The 18,675-nt window shown below is 46.4% G+C and carries 19 protein-coding genes; 8 read left to right on the forward strand and 11 right to left on the reverse strand.

The features are described from left to right. From AACT42_RS03035 to purF, 7 genes are all read left to right on the forward strand, one after another. A partial coding sequence (locus AACT42_RS03035; protein WP_303396310.1) for a FimV/HubP family polar landmark protein occupies window positions 1-1,415 on the forward strand: 1,415 nt, incomplete at its 5' end. A gap of 170 nt (window positions 1,416-1,585) precedes the next feature. Continuing rightward, entirely contained in the window at window positions 1,586-2,380 is a 795-nt protein-coding gene (gene truA, locus AACT42_RS03040) for a tRNA pseudouridine(38-40) synthase TruA (RefSeq protein WP_026027499.1), read from the forward strand. Window positions 2,381-2,555: 175 nt separating this feature from the next. After that, a complete protein-coding gene (accD, locus tag AACT42_RS03045; RefSeq protein WP_013857293.1) occupies window positions 2,556-3,482 on the forward strand; it encodes an acetyl-CoA carboxylase, carboxyltransferase subunit beta in 927 nt (308 codons plus the stop codon). A gap of 44 nt (window positions 3,483-3,526) precedes the next feature. Further along, window positions 3,527-4,792: a bifunctional tetrahydrofolate synthase/dihydrofolate synthase gene (gene folC / locus AACT42_RS03050; RefSeq protein WP_094131599.1), complete on the forward strand. Its 1,266-nt coding sequence runs from the start codon at window positions 3,527-3,529 to the stop codon at window positions 4,790-4,792. Then, on the forward strand, window positions 4,793-5,338 hold the full coding sequence (locus AACT42_RS03055) for an SPOR domain-containing protein (protein WP_013857291.1): 546 nt from the start codon (window positions 4,793-4,795) through the stop codon (window positions 5,336-5,338). It begins immediately after the preceding gene. A gap of 61 nt (window positions 5,339-5,399) precedes the next feature. After that, a complete protein-coding gene (locus AACT42_RS03060) occupies window positions 5,400-5,891 on the forward strand; it encodes a CvpA family protein (protein WP_013857290.1) in 492 nt (163 codons plus the stop codon). 33 nt (window positions 5,892-5,924) lie between these two features. Further along, the gene (gene purF / locus AACT42_RS03065) at window positions 5,925-7,439 is read left to right on the forward strand and encodes an amidophosphoribosyltransferase (RefSeq protein ID WP_013857289.1); all 1,515 of its coding nucleotides are present in this window, start codon (window positions 5,925-5,927) and stop codon (window positions 7,437-7,439) included. Between the two features lie 82 nt (window positions 7,440-7,521). On the opposite strand, the gene AACT42_RS03070 is transcribed toward purF, so the two are convergent. Further along, the gene (locus AACT42_RS03070; RefSeq protein ID WP_010318473.1) at window positions 7,522-8,847 is read right to left on the reverse strand and encodes a Na+/H+ antiporter family protein; all 1,326 of its coding nucleotides are present in this window, start codon (window positions 8,845-8,847) and stop codon (window positions 7,522-7,524) included. 21 nt (window positions 8,848-8,868) lie between these two features. Then, window positions 8,869-9,528, reverse strand: a complete 660-nt coding sequence (gene rnt / locus AACT42_RS03075) for a ribonuclease T (RefSeq protein ID WP_010318472.1) — start codon at window positions 9,526-9,528, stop codon at window positions 8,869-8,871. A gap of 202 nt (window positions 9,529-9,730) precedes the next feature. Here rnt and motY point away from each other — a divergent pair, with 202 nt between their 5' ends. Beyond that, window positions 9,731-10,612 carry a flagellar protein MotY gene (motY, locus tag AACT42_RS03080; protein ID WP_013857286.1) on the forward strand — a complete coding sequence of 294 codons (882 nt, stop codon included), beginning with the start codon at window positions 9,731-9,733 and terminating at the stop codon, window positions 10,610-10,612. A 107-nt stretch (window positions 10,613-10,719) separates the two neighbouring features. On the opposite strand, the gene gloA is transcribed toward motY, so the two are convergent. The 9 genes from gloA to AACT42_RS03125 form a co-directional block, all read right to left on the reverse strand. Then, complete coding sequence (gene gloA, locus AACT42_RS03085) at window positions 10,720-11,136, reverse strand: lactoylglutathione lyase (RefSeq protein WP_017048032.1); 417 nt, start codon at window positions 11,134-11,136, stop codon at window positions 10,720-10,722. Between the two features lie 168 nt (window positions 11,137-11,304). After that, a complete protein-coding gene (gene nth, locus AACT42_RS03090; RefSeq protein ID WP_010318469.1) occupies window positions 11,305-11,940 on the reverse strand; it encodes an endonuclease III in 636 nt (211 codons plus the stop codon). Between the two features lie 27 nt (window positions 11,941-11,967). Then, a complete protein-coding gene (locus AACT42_RS03095; RefSeq protein ID WP_010318468.1) occupies window positions 11,968-12,660 on the reverse strand; it encodes an electron transport complex subunit E in 693 nt (230 codons plus the stop codon). Next, complete coding sequence (gene rsxG / locus AACT42_RS03100; RefSeq protein WP_013857283.1) at window positions 12,653-13,291, reverse strand: electron transport complex subunit RsxG; 639 nt, start codon at window positions 13,289-13,291, stop codon at window positions 12,653-12,655. Before rsxG ends, AACT42_RS03095 begins: the two co-directional genes overlap by 8 nt. 8 nt (window positions 13,292-13,299) lie before the next feature. Beyond that, window positions 13,300-14,346, reverse strand: a complete 1,047-nt coding sequence (gene rsxD / locus AACT42_RS03105) for an electron transport complex subunit RsxD (RefSeq protein WP_013857282.1) — start codon at window positions 14,344-14,346, stop codon at window positions 13,300-13,302. Continuing rightward, complete coding sequence (gene rsxC / locus AACT42_RS03110; RefSeq protein ID WP_094131598.1) at window positions 14,346-16,556, reverse strand: electron transport complex subunit RsxC; 2,211 nt, start codon at window positions 16,554-16,556, stop codon at window positions 14,346-14,348. Before rsxC ends, rsxD begins: the two co-directional genes overlap by 1 nt. Window positions 16,557-16,564: 8 nt before the next feature. Next, complete coding sequence (gene rsxB / locus AACT42_RS03115) at window positions 16,565-17,152, reverse strand: electron transport complex subunit RsxB (RefSeq protein WP_094131597.1); 588 nt, start codon at window positions 17,150-17,152, stop codon at window positions 16,565-16,567. A 1-nt stretch (window position 17,153) separates the two neighbouring features. Next, window positions 17,154-17,735: an electron transport complex subunit RsxA gene (gene rsxA, locus AACT42_RS03120; protein ID WP_010318463.1), complete on the reverse strand. Its 582-nt coding sequence runs from the start codon at window positions 17,733-17,735 to the stop codon at window positions 17,154-17,156. Window positions 17,736-17,884: 149 nt separating this feature from the next. Next, window positions 17,885-18,601 (reverse strand): 4'-phosphopantetheinyl transferase family protein, encoded by a 717-nt coding sequence (locus AACT42_RS03125; protein ID WP_094131596.1) that lies wholly within the window; start codon window positions 18,599-18,601, stop codon window positions 17,885-17,887. Between the last annotated feature and the right edge of the window lie 74 nt (window positions 18,602-18,675).

Below are 18,675 nucleotides of genomic sequence, written 5' to 3' on the forward strand. Positions count from 1 at the left end.
AAGCGGCGTCAGAGCCTCTTGCTCAAGAAAGTTTTGAAGCGATTGACGAGCAATCCTTACCTGAATTCAGTGAAGAAGATGCACTTGCTTCAATTAACGAGCCTCCTCTAGAAGAAGAAAAGGAAGACGAGAGCGACCTTACGGATCTTGAGCTTCCAGAGTACACAGAAGAAGACGCGCTGGCGGATGCGATAGCTGAGCCTCAAAAAGCGGCGTCAGAGCCTGTTGCTCAAGAAAGTTTTGAAGCGATTGACGAGCAAGCCTTACCTGAATTTAGTGAAGAAGATGCACTTGCTTCAATCAACGAGCCTCCTCTAGAAGAAGAAAAGGAAGACGAGAGCGACCTTACGGATCTTGAGCTGCCAGAGTACACAGAAGAAGACGCGCTGGCGGATGCGATAGCCGAGCCTCAAGAGGCGACGCCAGAGCCTGTTGCTCAAGAAAATTTTGAAGCGATTGATGAGCAAGCCTTGCCTGAATTCAGTGAAGAAGATGCACTTGCTTCAATTAACGAGCCTTCTCTAGAAGAAAAGGAAGACGAGAGCGACCTTACGGATCTTGAGCTGCCAGAGTACACAGAAGAAGACGCGCTAGCGGATGCGATAGCCGAGCCTCAAGAAACGGCGTCAGAGCCTGTTGCTCAAGAAAGTTTTGAAGCGATTGATGAGCACGCCTTGCCTGAATTCAGTGAAGAAGATGCACTTGCTTCAATTAATGAACCAGCACTAGAAACAGATCAACAGCCGCTTTCAGTAGACGATGACGCAAACGAGTTGCAGAGTATTTCAAAGCAGGAGTTTGATGAGAAAGCCTTAAAAGATTGGCTAGATAAGGAAAGCATATCCCCTGCGCCGTTCACGTTTGACCGCCCACTCGATGCCCGCACTATTGATAGTGCGGGTATGGATATTGATGCAATGTTAGAGGTTGGTGGCGAAGATTGGAACGGTTTTAATTTAACGCCAGATCAACAAGCTTCCATCCCAGATGACGTGCCTGAAGAAGAGCTTGCCGTTTGGAATGATGAGATTCAAACCGACGAGCCTCAAATTCTTGATGAAAACTGGGGAATTCAAGATGAACTCGATGATTTTGAAGCCCAAAAGAGCCAGTACATGACCATCGATGAGCTAATGGCTCAAGTTGAGGGTGAAGAGGGGATTAGCCCTGAAGATGAAGAACTCAAGTTAGATGTTGGTTTAAGTGAATTTCCGGATGTGATTGGTGACATTGGTGATATCGATGTAGACAATAACTCTGAGGCGGCGGGTAAGCTTGACCTCGCCAAAATTTACATCGAGATGAACGATGATAAAGGGGCGATAAAACTGTTAGAGGAAGCCATTGTTGATGGTAGTGATGATATTCGACGAGAAGCGAAATCCTTGATTGACAGCATTAATCGCCGAGCTTAAAAACAAACGAGGCCGTGAATATACGGCCTCGTTGTTATTGAATAGCCTTTTCTGACTTGCAGATGACCTGAACTTCACATTGAAAGTTGTCGGGGTAGATGGCTTGTCGATTAGAATTTTTTTTTGATTGCGATTATACTGCCCGACCCATTTTCAAAGAGAATCAGATGATGAGAATCGCTTTAGGTATTGAGTACAATGGTTCTCAATACTATGGTTGGCAGCGACAACGTGACGTTAAAAGTGTCCAAGAAGAATTAGAAAAAGCACTCACAGTTGTGGCGAACCATCCGGTTGAAGTATTGTGTGCGGGGCGCACCGATGCAGGGGTTCACGGCACAGGGCAGGTGATACATTTTGATACTACGGCTTGCCGAAAAATGGTCGCTTGGACAATGGGTGTCAATGCTCATTTACCAAAAGATATCGCTGTTCGTTGGGCAACTGAGGTTTCAAGCGATTTTCACGCTCGCTTTTCGGCTACAGCACGCCGTTATCGCTACATCATTTATAATCATGCTTATCGCCCTGGCATATTATCTTCAGGTGTCAGTCATTATCATGGCGATTTAGACGTTGAGAAAATGCAGCAAGCAGGGCAGCTTTTATTGGGCGAAAATGATTTCACCTCTTTTCGCGCTGTGCATTGTCAATCGAATAGTCCTTGGCGAAACGTCATGCATTTGAATGTGACTCGGCATGGCAACTATGTCGTCATCGACATTAAAGCAAATGCTTTTGTCCATCATATGGTGCGAAATATTACCGGTAGCCTCATCGTTGTCGGCCGTGGTGAGCAGCCTCCCGAATGGATAAAATGGCTGCTTGAAGCCAAAGATAGAAAACTGGCGGGTGCAACAGCCAAAGCGGAAGGATTATATTTAGTTGCTGTTGATTATCCAGAAGAATTTTCTTTACCAAAAGAGTCGCTTGGGCCGCTATTTTTAGCTGATAATTTGAACTAATAACGCGTAAAGTGTCCAAAACAGAGTCGTGACGTGTGTGGGAATGACAGCCAGAAAATAGGTACAACCAGTTTTTTGTCTACACTAAGCATTTTATATGTTTTAATCCTCACGCATAAATCCCAAATTTGTATCTTTCGCAATCACGTGAGAGAGTTAAGAGTAAAGGTCTTCCATGAGTTGGCTTGAAAAGATTTTAGAAAAAAGCAATATCGTAACTTCGCGTAAAGCATCCATCCCTGAAGGGGTTTGGACTAAATGTACTTCTTGTGAGCAAGTGTTATATCACGCTGAGCTTGAGCGTAACTTGGAAGTGTGCCCTAAATGTGATCATCACATGCGCATGAAAGCACGTCGCCGCTTAGAGACTTTTCTTGATGAACAGAATCGTGTCGAGATTGGTGACGAGTTAGAGCCGCAAGATAAACTCAAATTTAAAGACTCAAAACGTTATAAAGAACGCCTTTCAGCTGCTCAAAAAAGCAGTGGCGAGAAAGACGCTCTTGTGGTGATGCAAGGCGAACTATTGGGTATGCCTTTGGTTGCTTGTGCTTTTGAATTTTCTTTTATGGGTGGTTCAATGGGGTCTGTAGTTGGTGCGCGTTTCGTACGAGCTGTTGATGCCGCTATAGAAAACAACTGTGGTTTGGTCTGCTTTTCTGCCAGTGGCGGCGCGCGTATGCAAGAAGCGTTAATGTCATTGATGCAGATGGCAAAAACCAGTGCGGCGCTTGAACGTTTATCAAGCAAAGGCTTACCTTATATCTCGGTCATGACTGACCCTACAATGGGTGGCGTATCGGCAAGTTTAGCGATGCTTGGTGACATCAATATTGGTGAACCTAAAGCACTGATTGGTTTTGCAGGTCGTCGAGTTATCGAACAAACGGTACGTGAAGACTTACCTGAAGGTTTCCAACGCAGCGAATTCCTGATTGAGCATGGTGCGATTGATATGATTGTCGATCGCCGTGAAATGCGTCAACGCGTGGGGGGATTGATCGCTAAATTGACCAATCACAGCTCACCGTTGGTCGTTTCTGTTGATGATTCACCGATTGAACCTGATTACGCTGTACCAGAAGCGCACGAAAAAGGGTAAAGTAGGCACTAACACACTAACTGCTTAATGGTTATAAACGTTAGATGACTCAAAACCTTATCCCACAAGCCACATCCTCTCTTGCGATGTGGCTTGATTATTTAGCGAATATTCATACCTCCGCTATCGACCTTGGCTTGGATCGTGTTCAAGCTGTGGCTCAAAAAGCGAATCTTATTAAACCTGCACCTACCGTAATTACCGTGGCTGGAACGAATGGCAAAGGCTCGACCTGTGCATTAATGGAAGCCATTTTATTGGATGCAGGTTATCGCGTGGGCGTTTATAGCTCACCTCATCTTATCCGTTATAACGAACGCGTGCGTATTAATGCGCTTGAGCTCAGCGATGAACAGCATACGCAAGCCTTCGCTTTTGTTGAAGCGCAACGGGGTGACATCAGTTTAAGCCTATTTGAGTTCGGTACATTGGCGGCGCTGCGTTTATTTCAAACGCAAGCGGTGGATGTCATTTTATTGGAAGTTGGGCTAGGTGGCCGACTTGATGCGACCAATATCGTGGATCACGATGTTTCTGTGATCACCAGCTTGGCGATTGATCACGTGGATTGGCTCGGCGATGACATCAATGTTATTGGCTATGAAAAAGCGGGGATTTATCGCGCAGGTAAACCCGCTATTTGCGGCCAGCCTAAGCCACCACCAACGGTTGCAGCGCATGCTGATGATATTGGTGCGGAGATGTACCAAGTCGGTATTCAGTTTTCCTATGAACTTGCCTCTGAAACAACGTGGAATTGGCGAAGTGGTCCATTTGAGTTATCTGATTTACCGCTCCCTCGCTTGCCCTTGCCTAATGCGGCTACGGCATTAATGGCACTCGGCTGCTCCGGTTTGGCTGTGAGTGATGTCAATATCGTCAATGGGCTTAGCAACGCAACACTTGCTGGGCGGATGCAAAAAATCAGTGATAGCCCAGAAATCATTCTTGATGTTGCACATAATCCCCATTCGGCCGAATATTTGGTGGCGCAGCTCAAACAGCGTTACGCACACAAAAAGGTCCATGTGGTGATTGGCATGCTGCGTGATAAAGATGTGAAGGCCACGCTTCATCAACTGAAATCAATCGCTAACGTTTGGTATCCTGCTTCATTAAGTGGCCCTAGAGCCGCGCAAGCGAATGAACTGTGTCAGTACCTTGAGCCTGGCGTTAAACCGTTTGCTAGCCCAGTCAGCGCTTTTGAAGCCGCGATGACACAAGCCGATAGCAATGATGTCATTATCGTGGTTGGGTCGTTTCATACTGTGGGTGAAGTATTAGAGCACTGGCAGAACAAAGGAGTATAAATGGCAAGTAAGTTTCAGAGCCGCTTGGTAGGAACAATTATATTGGTGGCGATAGGGGTGATAGTGTTACCTGATGTATTGGATGGCAAAAAGACCCACTACAAAGAAGATATCGCCAGCATCCCAATTAAACCCGAATTAGACAGCGACGTAGAGAAGTTTGAAATTCTCGACCCCGTTGAAGATCAAGTCGCGTTGCCCGATTCGCCTGTGGAAGTGATCGCACAAACTAACCAGAGCGACGCAGCAACGCAGAGCAAGCCACTCACTGTGAAAGTGAAAGAAACGGCGGAAAGAAATGATTACCAAGATAGTGCTTGGCTCATTCAGTTGATGGCATTAAAGAATGCCGAAAACGCAAAAACCGTGGTTAAAGATCTGCAAAAACGGGGTTATCAAGCTCATACTAAGCAAGAAAATGGCTTCACTCGGATCATTATTGGTCCAGATGTTTCCAAAACCAAGCTTGAGCGTCAACTCTTAGAACTGGAAAAAATTACCGGTGCAAAAGGTCAATTGCTCAAATTTAAACCACTAAACCCATAAGAAAACGTTTGCGTCGCGTTTTTTTCTGTTAAAATGCGCGCCAACTTAAGATGTAGAACTCATGAATTGGTTAGATATTGTCATTTTAAGTGTGATCGGCCTATCGGCATTGATCAGTTTAGTCCGTGGCTTTGCTAAAGAAGCGTTGTCATTAGTGATATGGTTCGGTGCATTTTTTATTGCCAGCCAATACTACGCAAAACTTGCGGTGTATTTTTCAAATATCAAAGATGACATGTTTCGTAATGGCGCGGCCATCGCAGCACTGTTTGTTGCAACACTCATTGTCGGAGCGATCATTAACTATGTGATTGCTCAATTGGTACAAAAAACGGGCCTATCAGGAACTGATCGGGTACTGGGCATTGTTTTTGGAGCATTGCGTGGTGTGCTGATTGTTTCAGCTGCCTTGTTTTTTATGGATGCGTTTACCGCATTTCCAAATTCAGAGTGGTGGAAGAGCTCGCAATTGGTACCGGAATTTAGCCGTATCATTGCGCCGTTCTTTGAGCACTTACAAGCAACATCAAGTTTTCTCTCTGGCGCGATTTAGCGCCAGTTACTGTCGCAAATCGAGGATCAGGACATGTGTGGTATTGTTGGAATCGTGGGTACAACGCTGGTAAACCAGTCAATTTATGACGCGTTAACGGTATTGCAGCATCGTGGCCAAGATGCCGCTGGTATTTGTACCATAGAAAGCAATCGTTTCCGTCTGCGTAAGGCGAACGGTTTAGTGAAAGATGTCTTTGAAGCAAAACACATGCAGCGTCTTCAAGGAACGGTGGGTATTGGGCATGTGCGTTATCCTACTGCGGGTAGTTCGAGTGCCTCAGAAGCTCAACCTTTCTACGTTAACTCCCCGTTCGGTATCACGCTTGCTCATAACGGCAACCTCACCAATGCCAACGAAGTACGCCAGAAGTTGTTTGAAAAAGATCGTCGCCATATCAATACCACTTCAGATTCCGAAGTGCTGCTTAACGTCTTGGCGCATGAAATTGATACAGTCAGAGGCAATGTAACCGCAGAAGATGTGTTTCGTGCTGTCGCCAATGTACATCGCACCATTCGCGGTGCTTATGCTGTTGTCGCGATGATCATTGGGCATGGGATGATCGCGTTTCGTGACCCGCATGGTATTCGTCCTATCTGCTTAGGTAAACGTGAAGTCGATGGTCGTACCGAATACATGGCCGCTTCGGAGTCGGTGGCGCTAGATGCTGTCGGCTTTGATTTTGTGCGTGACCTTGCCCCCGGAGAAGCGGTGTATGCGACCTTTGATGGCCAGCTATTTACTAAACAATGTGCCGATAATCCAACACTTAACCCATGCATTTTTGAATTTGTCTACTTCGCCCGCCCAGATTCGTTTATCGACAAAATTTCGGTTTACAGCGCGCGCGTAGAAATGGGTAAAAAGTTGGGTGAGCGCATCAAGAACGAATTTGCTGACTTAGATATTGATGTCGTGATCCCCATTCCTGAGACTTCGTGCGATATCGCATTGCAAATTGCACAAGCGATTGATATTCCATATCGCCAAGGTTTTGTCAAAAACCGCTACGTTGGCCGCACATTTATTATGCCGGGCCAGCAACAGCGTAAAAAATCGGTGCGCCGTAAACTCAATGCGATTCGTTCTGAATTTAAGGGCAAAAACGTGTTGCTAGTGGATGACTCGATAGTGCGTGGAACTACGTCAGAGCAAATTATTGAGATGGCTCGTGATTCTGGTGCAAACAAGGTGTACATGGTGTCAGCCGCGCCTGAGATCCGTTTCCCTAACGTCTATGGCATTGATATGCCAAGTGCTAACGAGTTGATTGCTCATGGTCGAGATGCCGATGAAATTGCGCAGCGAATTGGTGCCGATGCTCTGATTTTCCAAAATCTGGAAGATTTAGTGGATGCCGTCGGCATGGGTAACCGCGATATTGCAAAATTTGAAGCGTCGGTATTTAACGGAGAATACGTCACGGGCGATATTGATCAGCAGTATCTTGATTTTCTTGAATCGATGCGCAGCGACGATGCAAAAACGGTTCGAGAAATCCAGCAAGATCTCGCCAACCTAGAGATTCATAACGAAGGCGCGTAATCGAGCGCATCTCCCCAAATAGGCTGCAAAGAAAAAGGCTTCCATCGAGGAAGCCTTTTTTGTGCTCGTTAACAGGGTTTGACTAAAGGATCATTGCCGCAATCCAGCCAAACACAATCAGTGGAATATTATAATGGATGAAGGTTGGGACCACCGTTTCCCAAATATGTTCGTGTTGGCCATCCGCATTTAGGCCTGACGTTGGCCCCAAGGTGGAATCTGACGCTGGAGAGCCAGCATCGCCTAACGCAGCAGCGGTACCCACTAGCGCAATGGTCGCCATAGGCGAAAAGCCAAAGGCGAGGGCAAGGGGCACGTAAATGGTTGCGATGATTGGAATCGTTGAGAAGGATGAACCAATGCCCATAGTGACCAACAAACCGACGATCAGCATTAATAAAGCAGATAACGCTTTGTTGTCGCCAATGCTTACTGATAAGGCTTCGACGAGCGACTCAACTCCACCGGTGGCTTTCATCACGGCGGCAAATCCGGCCGCTGAAATCATAATAAAGCCAATCATTGCCATCATATGTACACCTTTGGTGAATACATCGTGCGTCTCTTTCCATGCAATCACACCACCAAAAGTGAAGACCATAAAACCAGCCAGTGCGCCGATGATCATCGAACCTGTGGACAGTTGCACGGCAAGTGCCGTGATAATACCGAGCGCGGCAATCAAAATATGCTTTTTGTTGATCGCTTTTGGTTCGGTATTAATGACAGTATGTTCCGTCTCTTGATACTGGCGAGGTTTACGATAGGTAAAGAAAATGGCGACCAGTAAGCCAAAAATCATCCCAGCGGCGGGTAGCAGCATGGCTATCGGCACTTGGCTTGCCGTCACGTTTTCAAGGCCATTATCGCGTAAATTCTTGAGTAAGATGTTATTGAGGAAAATTCCACCAAAGCCGACAGGCAAGACCATATAGGGCGTGATAAGGCCAAAAGTGAGCACGCAAGCAATCAGCCTGCGGTCAAGCTTCAGCTTGGCAAAGACGCCCAATAGCGGTGGAATTAAAATCGGAATAAAGGCGATATGGACAGGAATGATATTTTGCGATGACATGGTAACTAGAACCAGCGCGACCAGAACCGCATACTTCAAACCTGTGGTGGCCGCACCATGCTCTTTGCCATGGATACGCTTAATCACGTTTTGCGCCAGTAAGTCAGTAATACCAGATTTAGAAATCGCGACGGCAAAGGTGCCTAGCATCGCATAACTTAGTGCGATGGTTGCACCACCACCTAAGCCACTTTCAAATGCAGAAACAGCGTCATTTAAACTCATCCCTGCAACTAAACCACCGACGATCGCACTAAATGTCAGTGCGACGACGACATTGACCCGCATCAGCGCAAGAAGCAGCATGATGCATACAGAAATTACTACAGGATTCATATATTTCTCGGTTAGTTGTGTTTACTTGTTATTGTTTTCTGAAGGTTCAACAAGTGGCCATCCGCCAAGGGCCTTCCATTTGTTGACGATACCGCAAAAAAGTTCGGCTGTTTTTTGCGTATCGTATAGCGCTGAATGCGCTTCTCTATTGTCAAATTCCATCCCAGCGGATTTGCACGCTTTGGCCAAAACGGTTTGCCCATAGGCTAAACCACTTAGCGCAGCGGTATCAAAAGTCGCAAAAGGGTGGAAAGGGACTCGTTTTAGCTTGCAGCGTTCACTGGCTGCCATCACGAAATTCAAGTCAAAGGTAGCATTGTGCGCCACCATGATCGCGCGGCTACAGTCATTGTCGCGTTGCTCTTTTCGGACTAGCTTATAAATTTCTCTGAGTGCTTCGGCTTCGCTGACAGCACCGCGTAATGGGCTAAATGGGTCACGAATGCCATTAAACTCAAGCGCCTCTTTTTCAAGGTTGGCACCTTCAAAAGGCTCAACATGAAAGTGAATCGTCGATGCTGGGTGCAGATCACCTTGTTCATCCATACGCAACGTAATCGCGCAGATTTCTAATAGTGCATCGGTCTTTGCATTGAAACCGGCTGTTTCGACGTCGATGACGACGGGAAAATAACCGCGGAAACGCTTTTTCAGTGTCAATGCTTCATTTACTTCAGTCATGCTAGCTCTTGGTTGTGTGACAGGGCTGGCATTATTACAGATTCTTTCTACGATAAAAACCAAACACGTTAATAAATGCAGGTTTCACTATGCGTTGGATAGTGTGGTGATGTGGCTAGATTTTTGCATTAACTTAGTCAATAGAAAGCGAAGCGGCAATTTTCCGCCATCGTTGTAGTATCGCTCGGAGAATAAAATCGTTATGAATAAATGGGTTACTGCCACTATTGTGATGACCAGCATACTGACATCCTTTGCCCCTATGGCGATGGATAAGCGTTATGTGGCAACACCACAGCAGTCTACGTGGCAGATGGTGACGAATACCCCTTTAGAGTGTCGTTTGGTCCATCCTATCCCTAATTACGGTGACGCTGAATTCTCTTCACGTGCGAATAAGAAGATTAACCTCGATTTCGAACTCAAAATGCGTCGTCCAATGGGCGAAACTCGCAACGTAAGTTTAGTGTCATTACCACCGAGTTGGCGTCCGGGTGAGAGTGCAGACCGTATTACCAATTTGCAATTCTTCAAACAGTTCGATGGTTATATCGGTGGTCAAACCGCTTGGAGCCTACTCAGTGAATTGGAAAAAGGACGCTATCCAACCTTTAGCTACCAAGATTGGCAAAGCCGAGATCAGCGCATTGAAGTCGCTCTCTCGTCGGTTCTTTTTCAAGAGAAGTACAACGTGTTTAGCGATTGTGTGAGCAATTTGCTGACGTACAGTTTTGAAGATATCTCATTTACGATTCTGCATTACGACCGCGATAATGTACAACTCAATAAAGCTTCGCAAAAACGGCTTGCGCAAATTGCTGACTATATTCGCTATAACCAAGATATTGATTTGGTGTTGGTTTCTACCTATACCGACTCTGTTGATAGTCGAGGAGTGAGTCAGGATCTTTCTGAGCGTAGGGCTGAGGTATTAAGAGATTACTTTAAATCACTGGGGTTACCTGAGGATCGCATTCAAGTGCAAGGCTATGGTAAACGCAGGCCGATTGCTGACAACGCATCACCCATCGGCAAAGATAAAAACCGTCGTGTGGTTATTTCACTGGGTCGAACAATTATCTAATAACGTTAGAGTAAAAAAGCAGCCCATTTCAAAGGCTGCTTTTTGTGATGTTATCCGGGAAACTTTACGCATCTAGTTTATATAACTAGCTGATGCTGCAAAGAGGCTTATCCTTCTAAACCTGCTGATGCTTGTTTGTTTTGGATAAGTTCAATCATGTAACCATCAGGATCTTTCACAAAAGCGATATGCGTGGTGCCACCTTTTACTGGGCCAGCTTCACGGGTCACATTACCTCCAGCCGCTTTAATCGTGTCACAGGTGGTATACACATCTTCAACACCAATCGCGATGTGGCCAAAAGCATTACCTAGGTCATAGCTTGTGGTGCCCCAGTTATAGGTCAGTTCGATCACCGCACCCTGAGATTCATCGCCATAACCCAGAAATGCCAATGTGTATTTGTATTCTGTATTTTCATTAGTACGAAGCAGTTGCATACCCATGACCTTGGTGTAAAACGCGATCGATTTTTCTAAATCGCCTACGCGTAGCATGGTGTGCAAAATACGACTATTTGACATGTTGAGCTCCTAACTTTCTGATGAAATATCTATCCCCACCCGACCACTGTGGCGATGATGTTGGCTTACGTTCACCCACTCCAATCACAGAGTTTATCTATGTTCAAAGGAATTTGTTTACTTACTGCCTACTTGCAGAGTTGAGTCTTTTGGGGATCTGGTTAAATTTTATAGGTCAGTTTTATCAGAGAATTCGCAAAGATCTTCAATGATACAACTGCCACAACGCGGCTTTCTTGCGACACAGGTGTAGCGACCATGTAAGATCAACCAGTGATGAACATCAACTTTGAATTCTTTAGGGACGACTTTGAGCAGTTTTTGTTCCACTTCATCAACGTTTTTACCCACCGCAAACTTGGTTCTATTTGAAACACGGAAAATATGCGTGTCAACGGCGATGGTTGGCCACCCGAAAGCGGTGTTCAATACCACATTGGCCGTTTTTCTGCCAACGCCGGGCAGCGATTCTAATGCTTCACGGCTCTCTGGCACTTCTCCTGCGTATTGATCCAATAAGATACGGCAAGTTTTGATGACGTTTTCTGCTTTGGAATTGAATAAACCAATGGTTTTGATGTATTGCTTTAGCCCATCAACGCCAAGCTCAAAGATAGCTTGTGGCGTATTAGCAATAGGGTAAAGTTTGTCAGTGGCTTTATTAACGCTGACGTCAGTCGCTTGAGCGGAAAGCAGTACTGAGATCAGTAACTCAAACGGTGTGCTCCATTTAAGCTCGGTTTCTGGCTTCGGGTTATTGGCCCGTAAACGCTCGAGGATCTCGACTCGTTTGACATTATTCATCGTTTGGAAAACTTCCTTATGATTTCGCTAAGCGTTAGTGACGCGTGCTCGTTCTATGACGGGCTTTTGTTCTTTAGGTTGGCGAGCAGCCAGATTTTTATCGATGATATTTTTAGCTGCAATCAAAAAGCCAACACCAATAAACGCTCCAGGCGGCAAGAGCGCAAGCAAAAAGCTGTTGTCAAAATGGAAGACCTCAATGCGTAAAATGGTTGCCCAATGACCCAGTAATAAATCAGCACCATCAAACAGTGTGCCATTGCCAATTACTTCACGCAGTGCGCCCAAAATGACCAGAATAGTGGTCATTCCCATGCCCATCCAAAATCCATCTTGTGCTGAAGGCAATACTGCATTTTTTGAGGCAAATGCTTCGGCGCGACCGATGATGATACAGTTGGTCACAATCAGAGGAATGAAGATCCCTAGCGATAGGTACAGGCCGTAAGCGTAGGCATTCATTAACAGTTGTACGCAAGTTACTAGTGCGGCGATGATCATCACAAACACAGGGATACGAACTTCTTTGGGGACATAATCTCGTACTAATGAGATGGTGACATTTGAACAGACGAGAACCAGCAATGTCGCAACGCCTAAACCTAGCGCATTCGTGACAGTGGAAGAAACCGCTAGTAAAGGGCACAGTCCAAGTTGTTGAACGAGCGCAGGGTTGTTGCTCCACATCCCGTTTTTAATCAGTGTCTTATGATCACTCATTGCTGGCTCCTTTACAGTCAAAAGGTTGTGCTAATAGTGCTTCTCGATGTTGATTCACAAACTGAGCGGTATTTTTCACCGCTTTGACGACGGCTCGCGGCGTAATCGTCGCTCCAGTAAACTGATCAAATTGTCCCCCATCTTTGCGCACTTTCCAAGTCTCGATATTTTGCTCAGTGACTTGCTTGCCAGTAAAGCTCAATATCCAATCAGTGACGCGTAAATCTATTTTGTCACCTAACCCCGGTGTTTCTTGATGAGACAGAACGCGAGTCCCTGTGATGGTGCCATCGTGCTTGATGCCAATAATTACCTTGATCGCGCCGTTATAGCCATCAGGTGCGATGGCTTCAATAGCCAGTCCACTCGGTTCACCGTTTTGTGTGGCAATATAAGCGTGCATAGGTTGGTCTGTACCAAGTGCAGGATCAGTCACCAGTGTACAGGATTTGTACAGTTCGTTGTCGTGCAAACTGTGCGGGATCACTTGGTTTAAAATCGATTGCAGTTGAATCTGCTCTTGCTTGGTTATTTGATCTTTTGTTAGGTATTGGGTTAACGCTACAACACCTGTTGAAGCACAGGCAAAGATAGCGAGAATCAAACCGTTATTGCGAATGGCGGTTAACATAGCGCTCCTTAATGCCCGTAGGTTCGAGGTTTAGTGTAGTAATCAATCAGTGGGACACACATGTTGGCAAGTAATACAGCGAAGGCTACCCCGTCAGGGAAGCCTCCCCAACTGCGGATAATGAAAATCATCATGCCAATAAATGCGCCGTAAATTAAGCGACCTTTGACGGTTGTGGAAGCGGTGACTGGATCGGTTGCGATGAAAAAAGCGCCGAGCATAGTCGCGCCCGAGAGCAAATGAAACAAGGGTGAGGCGGTTGCTCCCGGTTCAATAAGTGCAGTGAAAGCACTTGCCATTACTAAACCACACAGCACCGCAATCGGGATATGCCAGTTGATCACACGTAGTTTGATCAATAATAAGCCGCCAGCTAAATAGGCAAGGTTAACCCATTCCCAGCCAAGCCCAGCTAACCCACTAAATTGAGGCTGGCTCATCGCTTCATGCAGAGTCTCACCATTATGTAATCCGGTTTTTACGGCGTCCAATGGGGTGGCCATAGTGACACCATCGATACCCGTTCGGATTTGTTGTAGTGATAAACCTTCTACGTTGAAGCCACTGAAAATAAGTGAAAATGCATCACTAAACGAGATTGGATCCGGGGCTAATTCCGTTGGAGCAATCCAACTGGTCATCTGCACAGGGAAAGAGATAAGCAAAACCACATAAGCAATCATGGCGGGGTTGAATGGGTTTTGTCCTAGTCCGCCGTATAAGTGTTTTGCAATAATGATGGCAAAAATAAGGCCAATAAAGATAACCCACCAAGGGGACATCGGAGGAATGGCAATGGCCAGAAGCCAAGCGGTGACCACGGCGCTGTAATCTTTGATTGCCAACAGTGGTGAGCGCTTACGCAGTAGCATAACGGCAGATTCAAAAGCCAAAGCGATGATGATAGCGAGCATTAGTTGAATGAGAGTACCCCAACCAAAGAAGTAGCTCTGCGCGATAAGCCCCGGTAAGGCGCACAAGGCGACCCACTTCATCAGCTCTGATGTGCTGCGTTTGCTGTGTGCATGGGGGGAGCTGGCAATAAAAAAGGCCACTAATTATTCTCCTCAGAATTATGATTGTTTTTCGCTTGTGCTGTTTGCTGCTCGGCTTTGCGTGCTTTCGCGCGGGCAATGGCGGCAGCGACTGCCGCTTTTTTGGCATCCTCAGATTGAGTAGGCGCAGGTTCAAGCGTTGGCTGAGGTTCACTTGGCGCCGTTTGCTGCTCTGCCTTGCGTGCTTTGGCGCGGGCAATGGCAGCAGCGACTGCCGCTTTTTTTGCATCCTCAGGTTGAGTAGGTGCAGGTTCAAGCGTTGGCTGAGGTTCACTTGGCGCCGTTTGCTGCTCTGCCTTGCGTGCTTTGGCGCGGGCAATGGCGGCAGCGACTGCCGCTTTTTTTGCATCCTCAGGTTGAGCAGGTGCAGGTTCAAGTGTTGGCTGGGGTTCACTCGGCGCCGTTTGCTGTTCTGCTTTGCGCGCTTTGGCGCGAGCAATAGCGGCAGCGACTGCTGCTTTTTTATTATCACCAGTTTCTGCTGGTGGTGCATCAGCACTGGTTTGCTGCGCTTTTTTCTCGCGAGCTTGACGTTTGCGCTCTTCGCGCAATTTAACCATTTCAGCGTTATCTGGCTCGACTTGACCTGCTTGCAGTGCTTCGGCTTGCTTGGCTTTAGCGCGAGCAATAGCCGCAGCAACGGCGGGTTTTACGGTGCTTGGGTTGTTTTCTGTTTGTGCTTTTTGCGCTTGAACGCGAGCAATGGCCGCTGCAATCGCATCGTCGCCGCCTGTGTGTTTCATCTCTTGACGACGTTCATCGGCTGCTTTTTTGAAACGATTCTCGCGATCGGCTTTATCGCGTTCTAAACGTGCTTTTTTCTCTTCGAAACGCACTCTGGCGCGTTCAGCGGCTTCTGATTCTTGCTGGCGAGTTTTTATCTCGGCCTTGGCTTGACGATAGTATTGCACCAATGGAATTTCACTGGGGCAAACATAAGCACAAGCCCCGCACTCAATGCAATCTTTGAGGTTCAGTTCTTCACACTTATCATATTCTTCCGCTTTCGCGTGCCAGAACAGTTGCTGAGGCAATAAGGAGGCCGGGCAGGCTTCCGCGCACTGACCACAGCGAATGCAGGCCATTTCATGTTGTGAAGAGGCAATCTCTTTACGAGTGGGTGCCAGAATGCAGTTGGTGGTTTTGGTGATCGGAACTTGCGAATGAGGCAGGGTGAACCCCATCATCGGGCCGCCCATGATAAGACGCGGTAATTTTTTATCTGCCTTATAGCCAAATTGTTCGAGTAAATATTGTACGGGTGTGCCTAATAAAACCCAGACATTCCGGGGCTGTTTAAACGTATTGCCCGTTAAGGTGACTACGCGGTTAATCAGGGGTTCGCCATCCATGACGGCGCGTTTAATCGCGTAGATAGAGCCAACATTTTGTACCATCAAGCCAATATCGGCTGGAATTTTACCCGCAGGCACTTCTTGGTTGGTCAGCAATTTAATTAACTGCTTTTCACCACCTGAAGGGTATTTGGTTGGGATCACGCGGATCACGATGTCTTTATGTGTTGCGGCGGCTTCTAACGCTTGAATTGCTTCAGGTTTGTTATCTTCAATACCGATGATGGTTAATTTGGGCTTAAGAATGTGCTCTACAATACTGATCCCATCGATGATCTCTGCGGCATGGTGCTGCATGAGTACATCATCGGCCGTGATGTAAGGTTCACATTCGGCGGCGTTGATGATCAAAATATCAGTGCGAGCGAGGCCTGATTGCATTTTTTTTGCAGTAGGAAAACCGGCGCCGCCCAACCCAGAGATGCCAGCTTGACGAATGATTTCAATCAATTGCTCTGGGGAGTGTTGTCGATAATCAGCCAGTGGTGCGCGCACTGCCCACTCATCTTGTTGATCTGGCGTGATGACAATACACATTTCACTTAACCCAGAAGGGTGCGCCGTGGTGCGCGGTTCAATGGCGGTAATGATGCCAGAGGTTGAAGCGTGTACAGGCAACATGAAGGTTGAGGTGTATTGTGTTAGTGGTTGGCCTTTGAGTACTTTATCGCCAACGCTGACCAGTAAATCACCGGCTCGGCCAATATGCTGTTTGAGTGGCAATACAATTTCTTGCGGTATACCGGCATGAGTCAGTGCCGTTTGATTTGACTGCTGTTTATTTTCTGGCGGGTGAATGCCTCCCGGGAAGTTCCAGAGAGTGCCAGCTTTGATTTGTTCTATTAATGACAACATACCAATCCTTAATTCACGCTTTTCTGCGCACGTGAGGCAGAGTCGGTAACATCAACAACAGGAATCGCGTTCATTTGCCACTTCCAAGTATCGGTCGTAGTTTCTACCGGGATCATTTCAATACAGTCCGTTGGGCAGGGAGCAACACACAGATCACAGCCAGTACATTCTGCCTTGATCACGGTATGCAGAGCCTTAGTTCCACCAACAATGGCATCTACGGGACAAGCTTGAATGCATTTTGTACAACCGATGCACATATCTTCATGAATGAAGGCAACGGTTTTGACCTTATTATCAAGATCATGCGCAGACTCTTCGGCTTCAACGCCCATTAAGTCAGCCAATTTTTCAATGGTTGCTTGGCCGCCGGGCGGGCATTTATTGATTTTATCGCCATTGGCAATGGCTTGTGCATAAGGGCGACAGCCCGGATAGCCACATTGACCGCATTGTGTCTGAGGTAAAATCGCATCAATCTGATCGACGATAGGATCGGCTTCTACTTTAAAACGGATAGAGGCAAAACCTAAGATAGCGCCAAACACAGCGGCCAATGCGACAAGTGCAAGAATAGCGATGAGTATTGTGCTCATATTACAACTTCACCAATCCTGTAAAACCCATGAAGGCGAGTGACATAAGACCTGCGGTTATCATAGCAATTGATGCCCCTTTGAAGGGCGTTGGTACGTCGGCTACGCCGATGCGTTCGCGCATGGAAGCAAACAGAATCAATACCAATGAGAACCCAACCGCGGCACCAAAACCATAAATAATGGATTGAATGAAGTTATGATTTTCGTTGATGTTGAGAAGCGCAACCCCAAGTACCGCACAGTTGGTGGTGATAAGAGGAAGGAAAATCCCGAGCAGGCGATATAACGTTGGGCTGGTTTTGTGTACCACCATTTCGGTGAATTGCACCACCACGGCGATCACTAAAATAAAGCTCATGGTGCGTAAGTACTCAATACCTAATGGTTTAAGAACATAGCTTTCTACTAAATACGCACACACTGACGCTAGAGTTAGCACGAAAGTCGTCGCTAACCCCATCCCTATTGCGGTTTCTAGTTTTTTTGATACGCCCATGAAAGGACATAGCCCTAGAAACTTTACCAGTACAAAGTTATTGACCAGTACAGTGCCGATTAATAACAAAAAATATTCGGTCATAGTTATATAAGTCTTAAGTTCCGATCTGGTGATTATCGTGCTTTGCCAAGCGAATAACAACCAAGGAAAGATAAGGTTTTATACCTTTGACGGAATTTTGTACGCTGCTACGCCAGTATTAGGTTGATATGGGGCGTTATAAAGCAGTGTCAGCCGGCTATTTTTTTATGTGTCGAAAAATGGGCTTGACTTAAATAACACCAAGTCAGTACATACTCACTGTCAGGCCAGTGGTAACCAACGCTGATTGTATATGATGGATTTAAAAAAGGATGAAGATCAGTGTGAATCTGAAAAATGAGTCGTTTGGCGTGTTTGTCAACGTGGATCAGTTCTACCACGTGAAAATCAAGAACCTGTTCAACCCATGGATAAATGGCTTTATAAATCGATTCCTTCGCGGAAAAAATCAACGTAATAAAGCTCGCTAATTGGGCAAAGTGATGAGCAAAAATGTGCTCTGCGGGTGTCATGACTTGCTGGCGAATATCACTGAGCCATTCATCTCGTATGAGTTGTTCAATATCGATACCAAGAGCGGCACACGCTTGAGTCTGGTGAGTGGCGGCTGCGATAGCGTAGCCATGGCAATGGGATATTGAGCCTACGATATTTTGCGGCCAAACCGCTTGGTTCCCCTTGCCAATCTCTAACGTTAGCGACTGTGATTGATCCAGTTTGGTTAGGCAGTGTTTTGCACACATCCTGCCAGCTAAAAATTCACAATGGCGCTTTAGCACGGCTTGGTTTAAAGAAGAGGGCAGGGAGATCCCTTGCTCTTCAAGTTTATTTTTGTATTCAGGTAGATACTTCACTTCAAGCTGGTGGTATTGGATGAAAGATGGCCAGTTTGGAATGATGAGCATGCCTATTTTACCTATCGAGTGAGTGAACTTGTTCGATGCGTCGCCTGCGTGGTGACGTTTATCTCAGATTGAGT

The sequence above is a fragment of the Vibrio sp. V15_P4S5T153 genome, assembly GCF_963874485.1.
Taxonomy (GTDB): Bacteria; Pseudomonadota; Gammaproteobacteria; order Enterobacterales; family Vibrionaceae; genus Vibrio; species Vibrio anguillarum.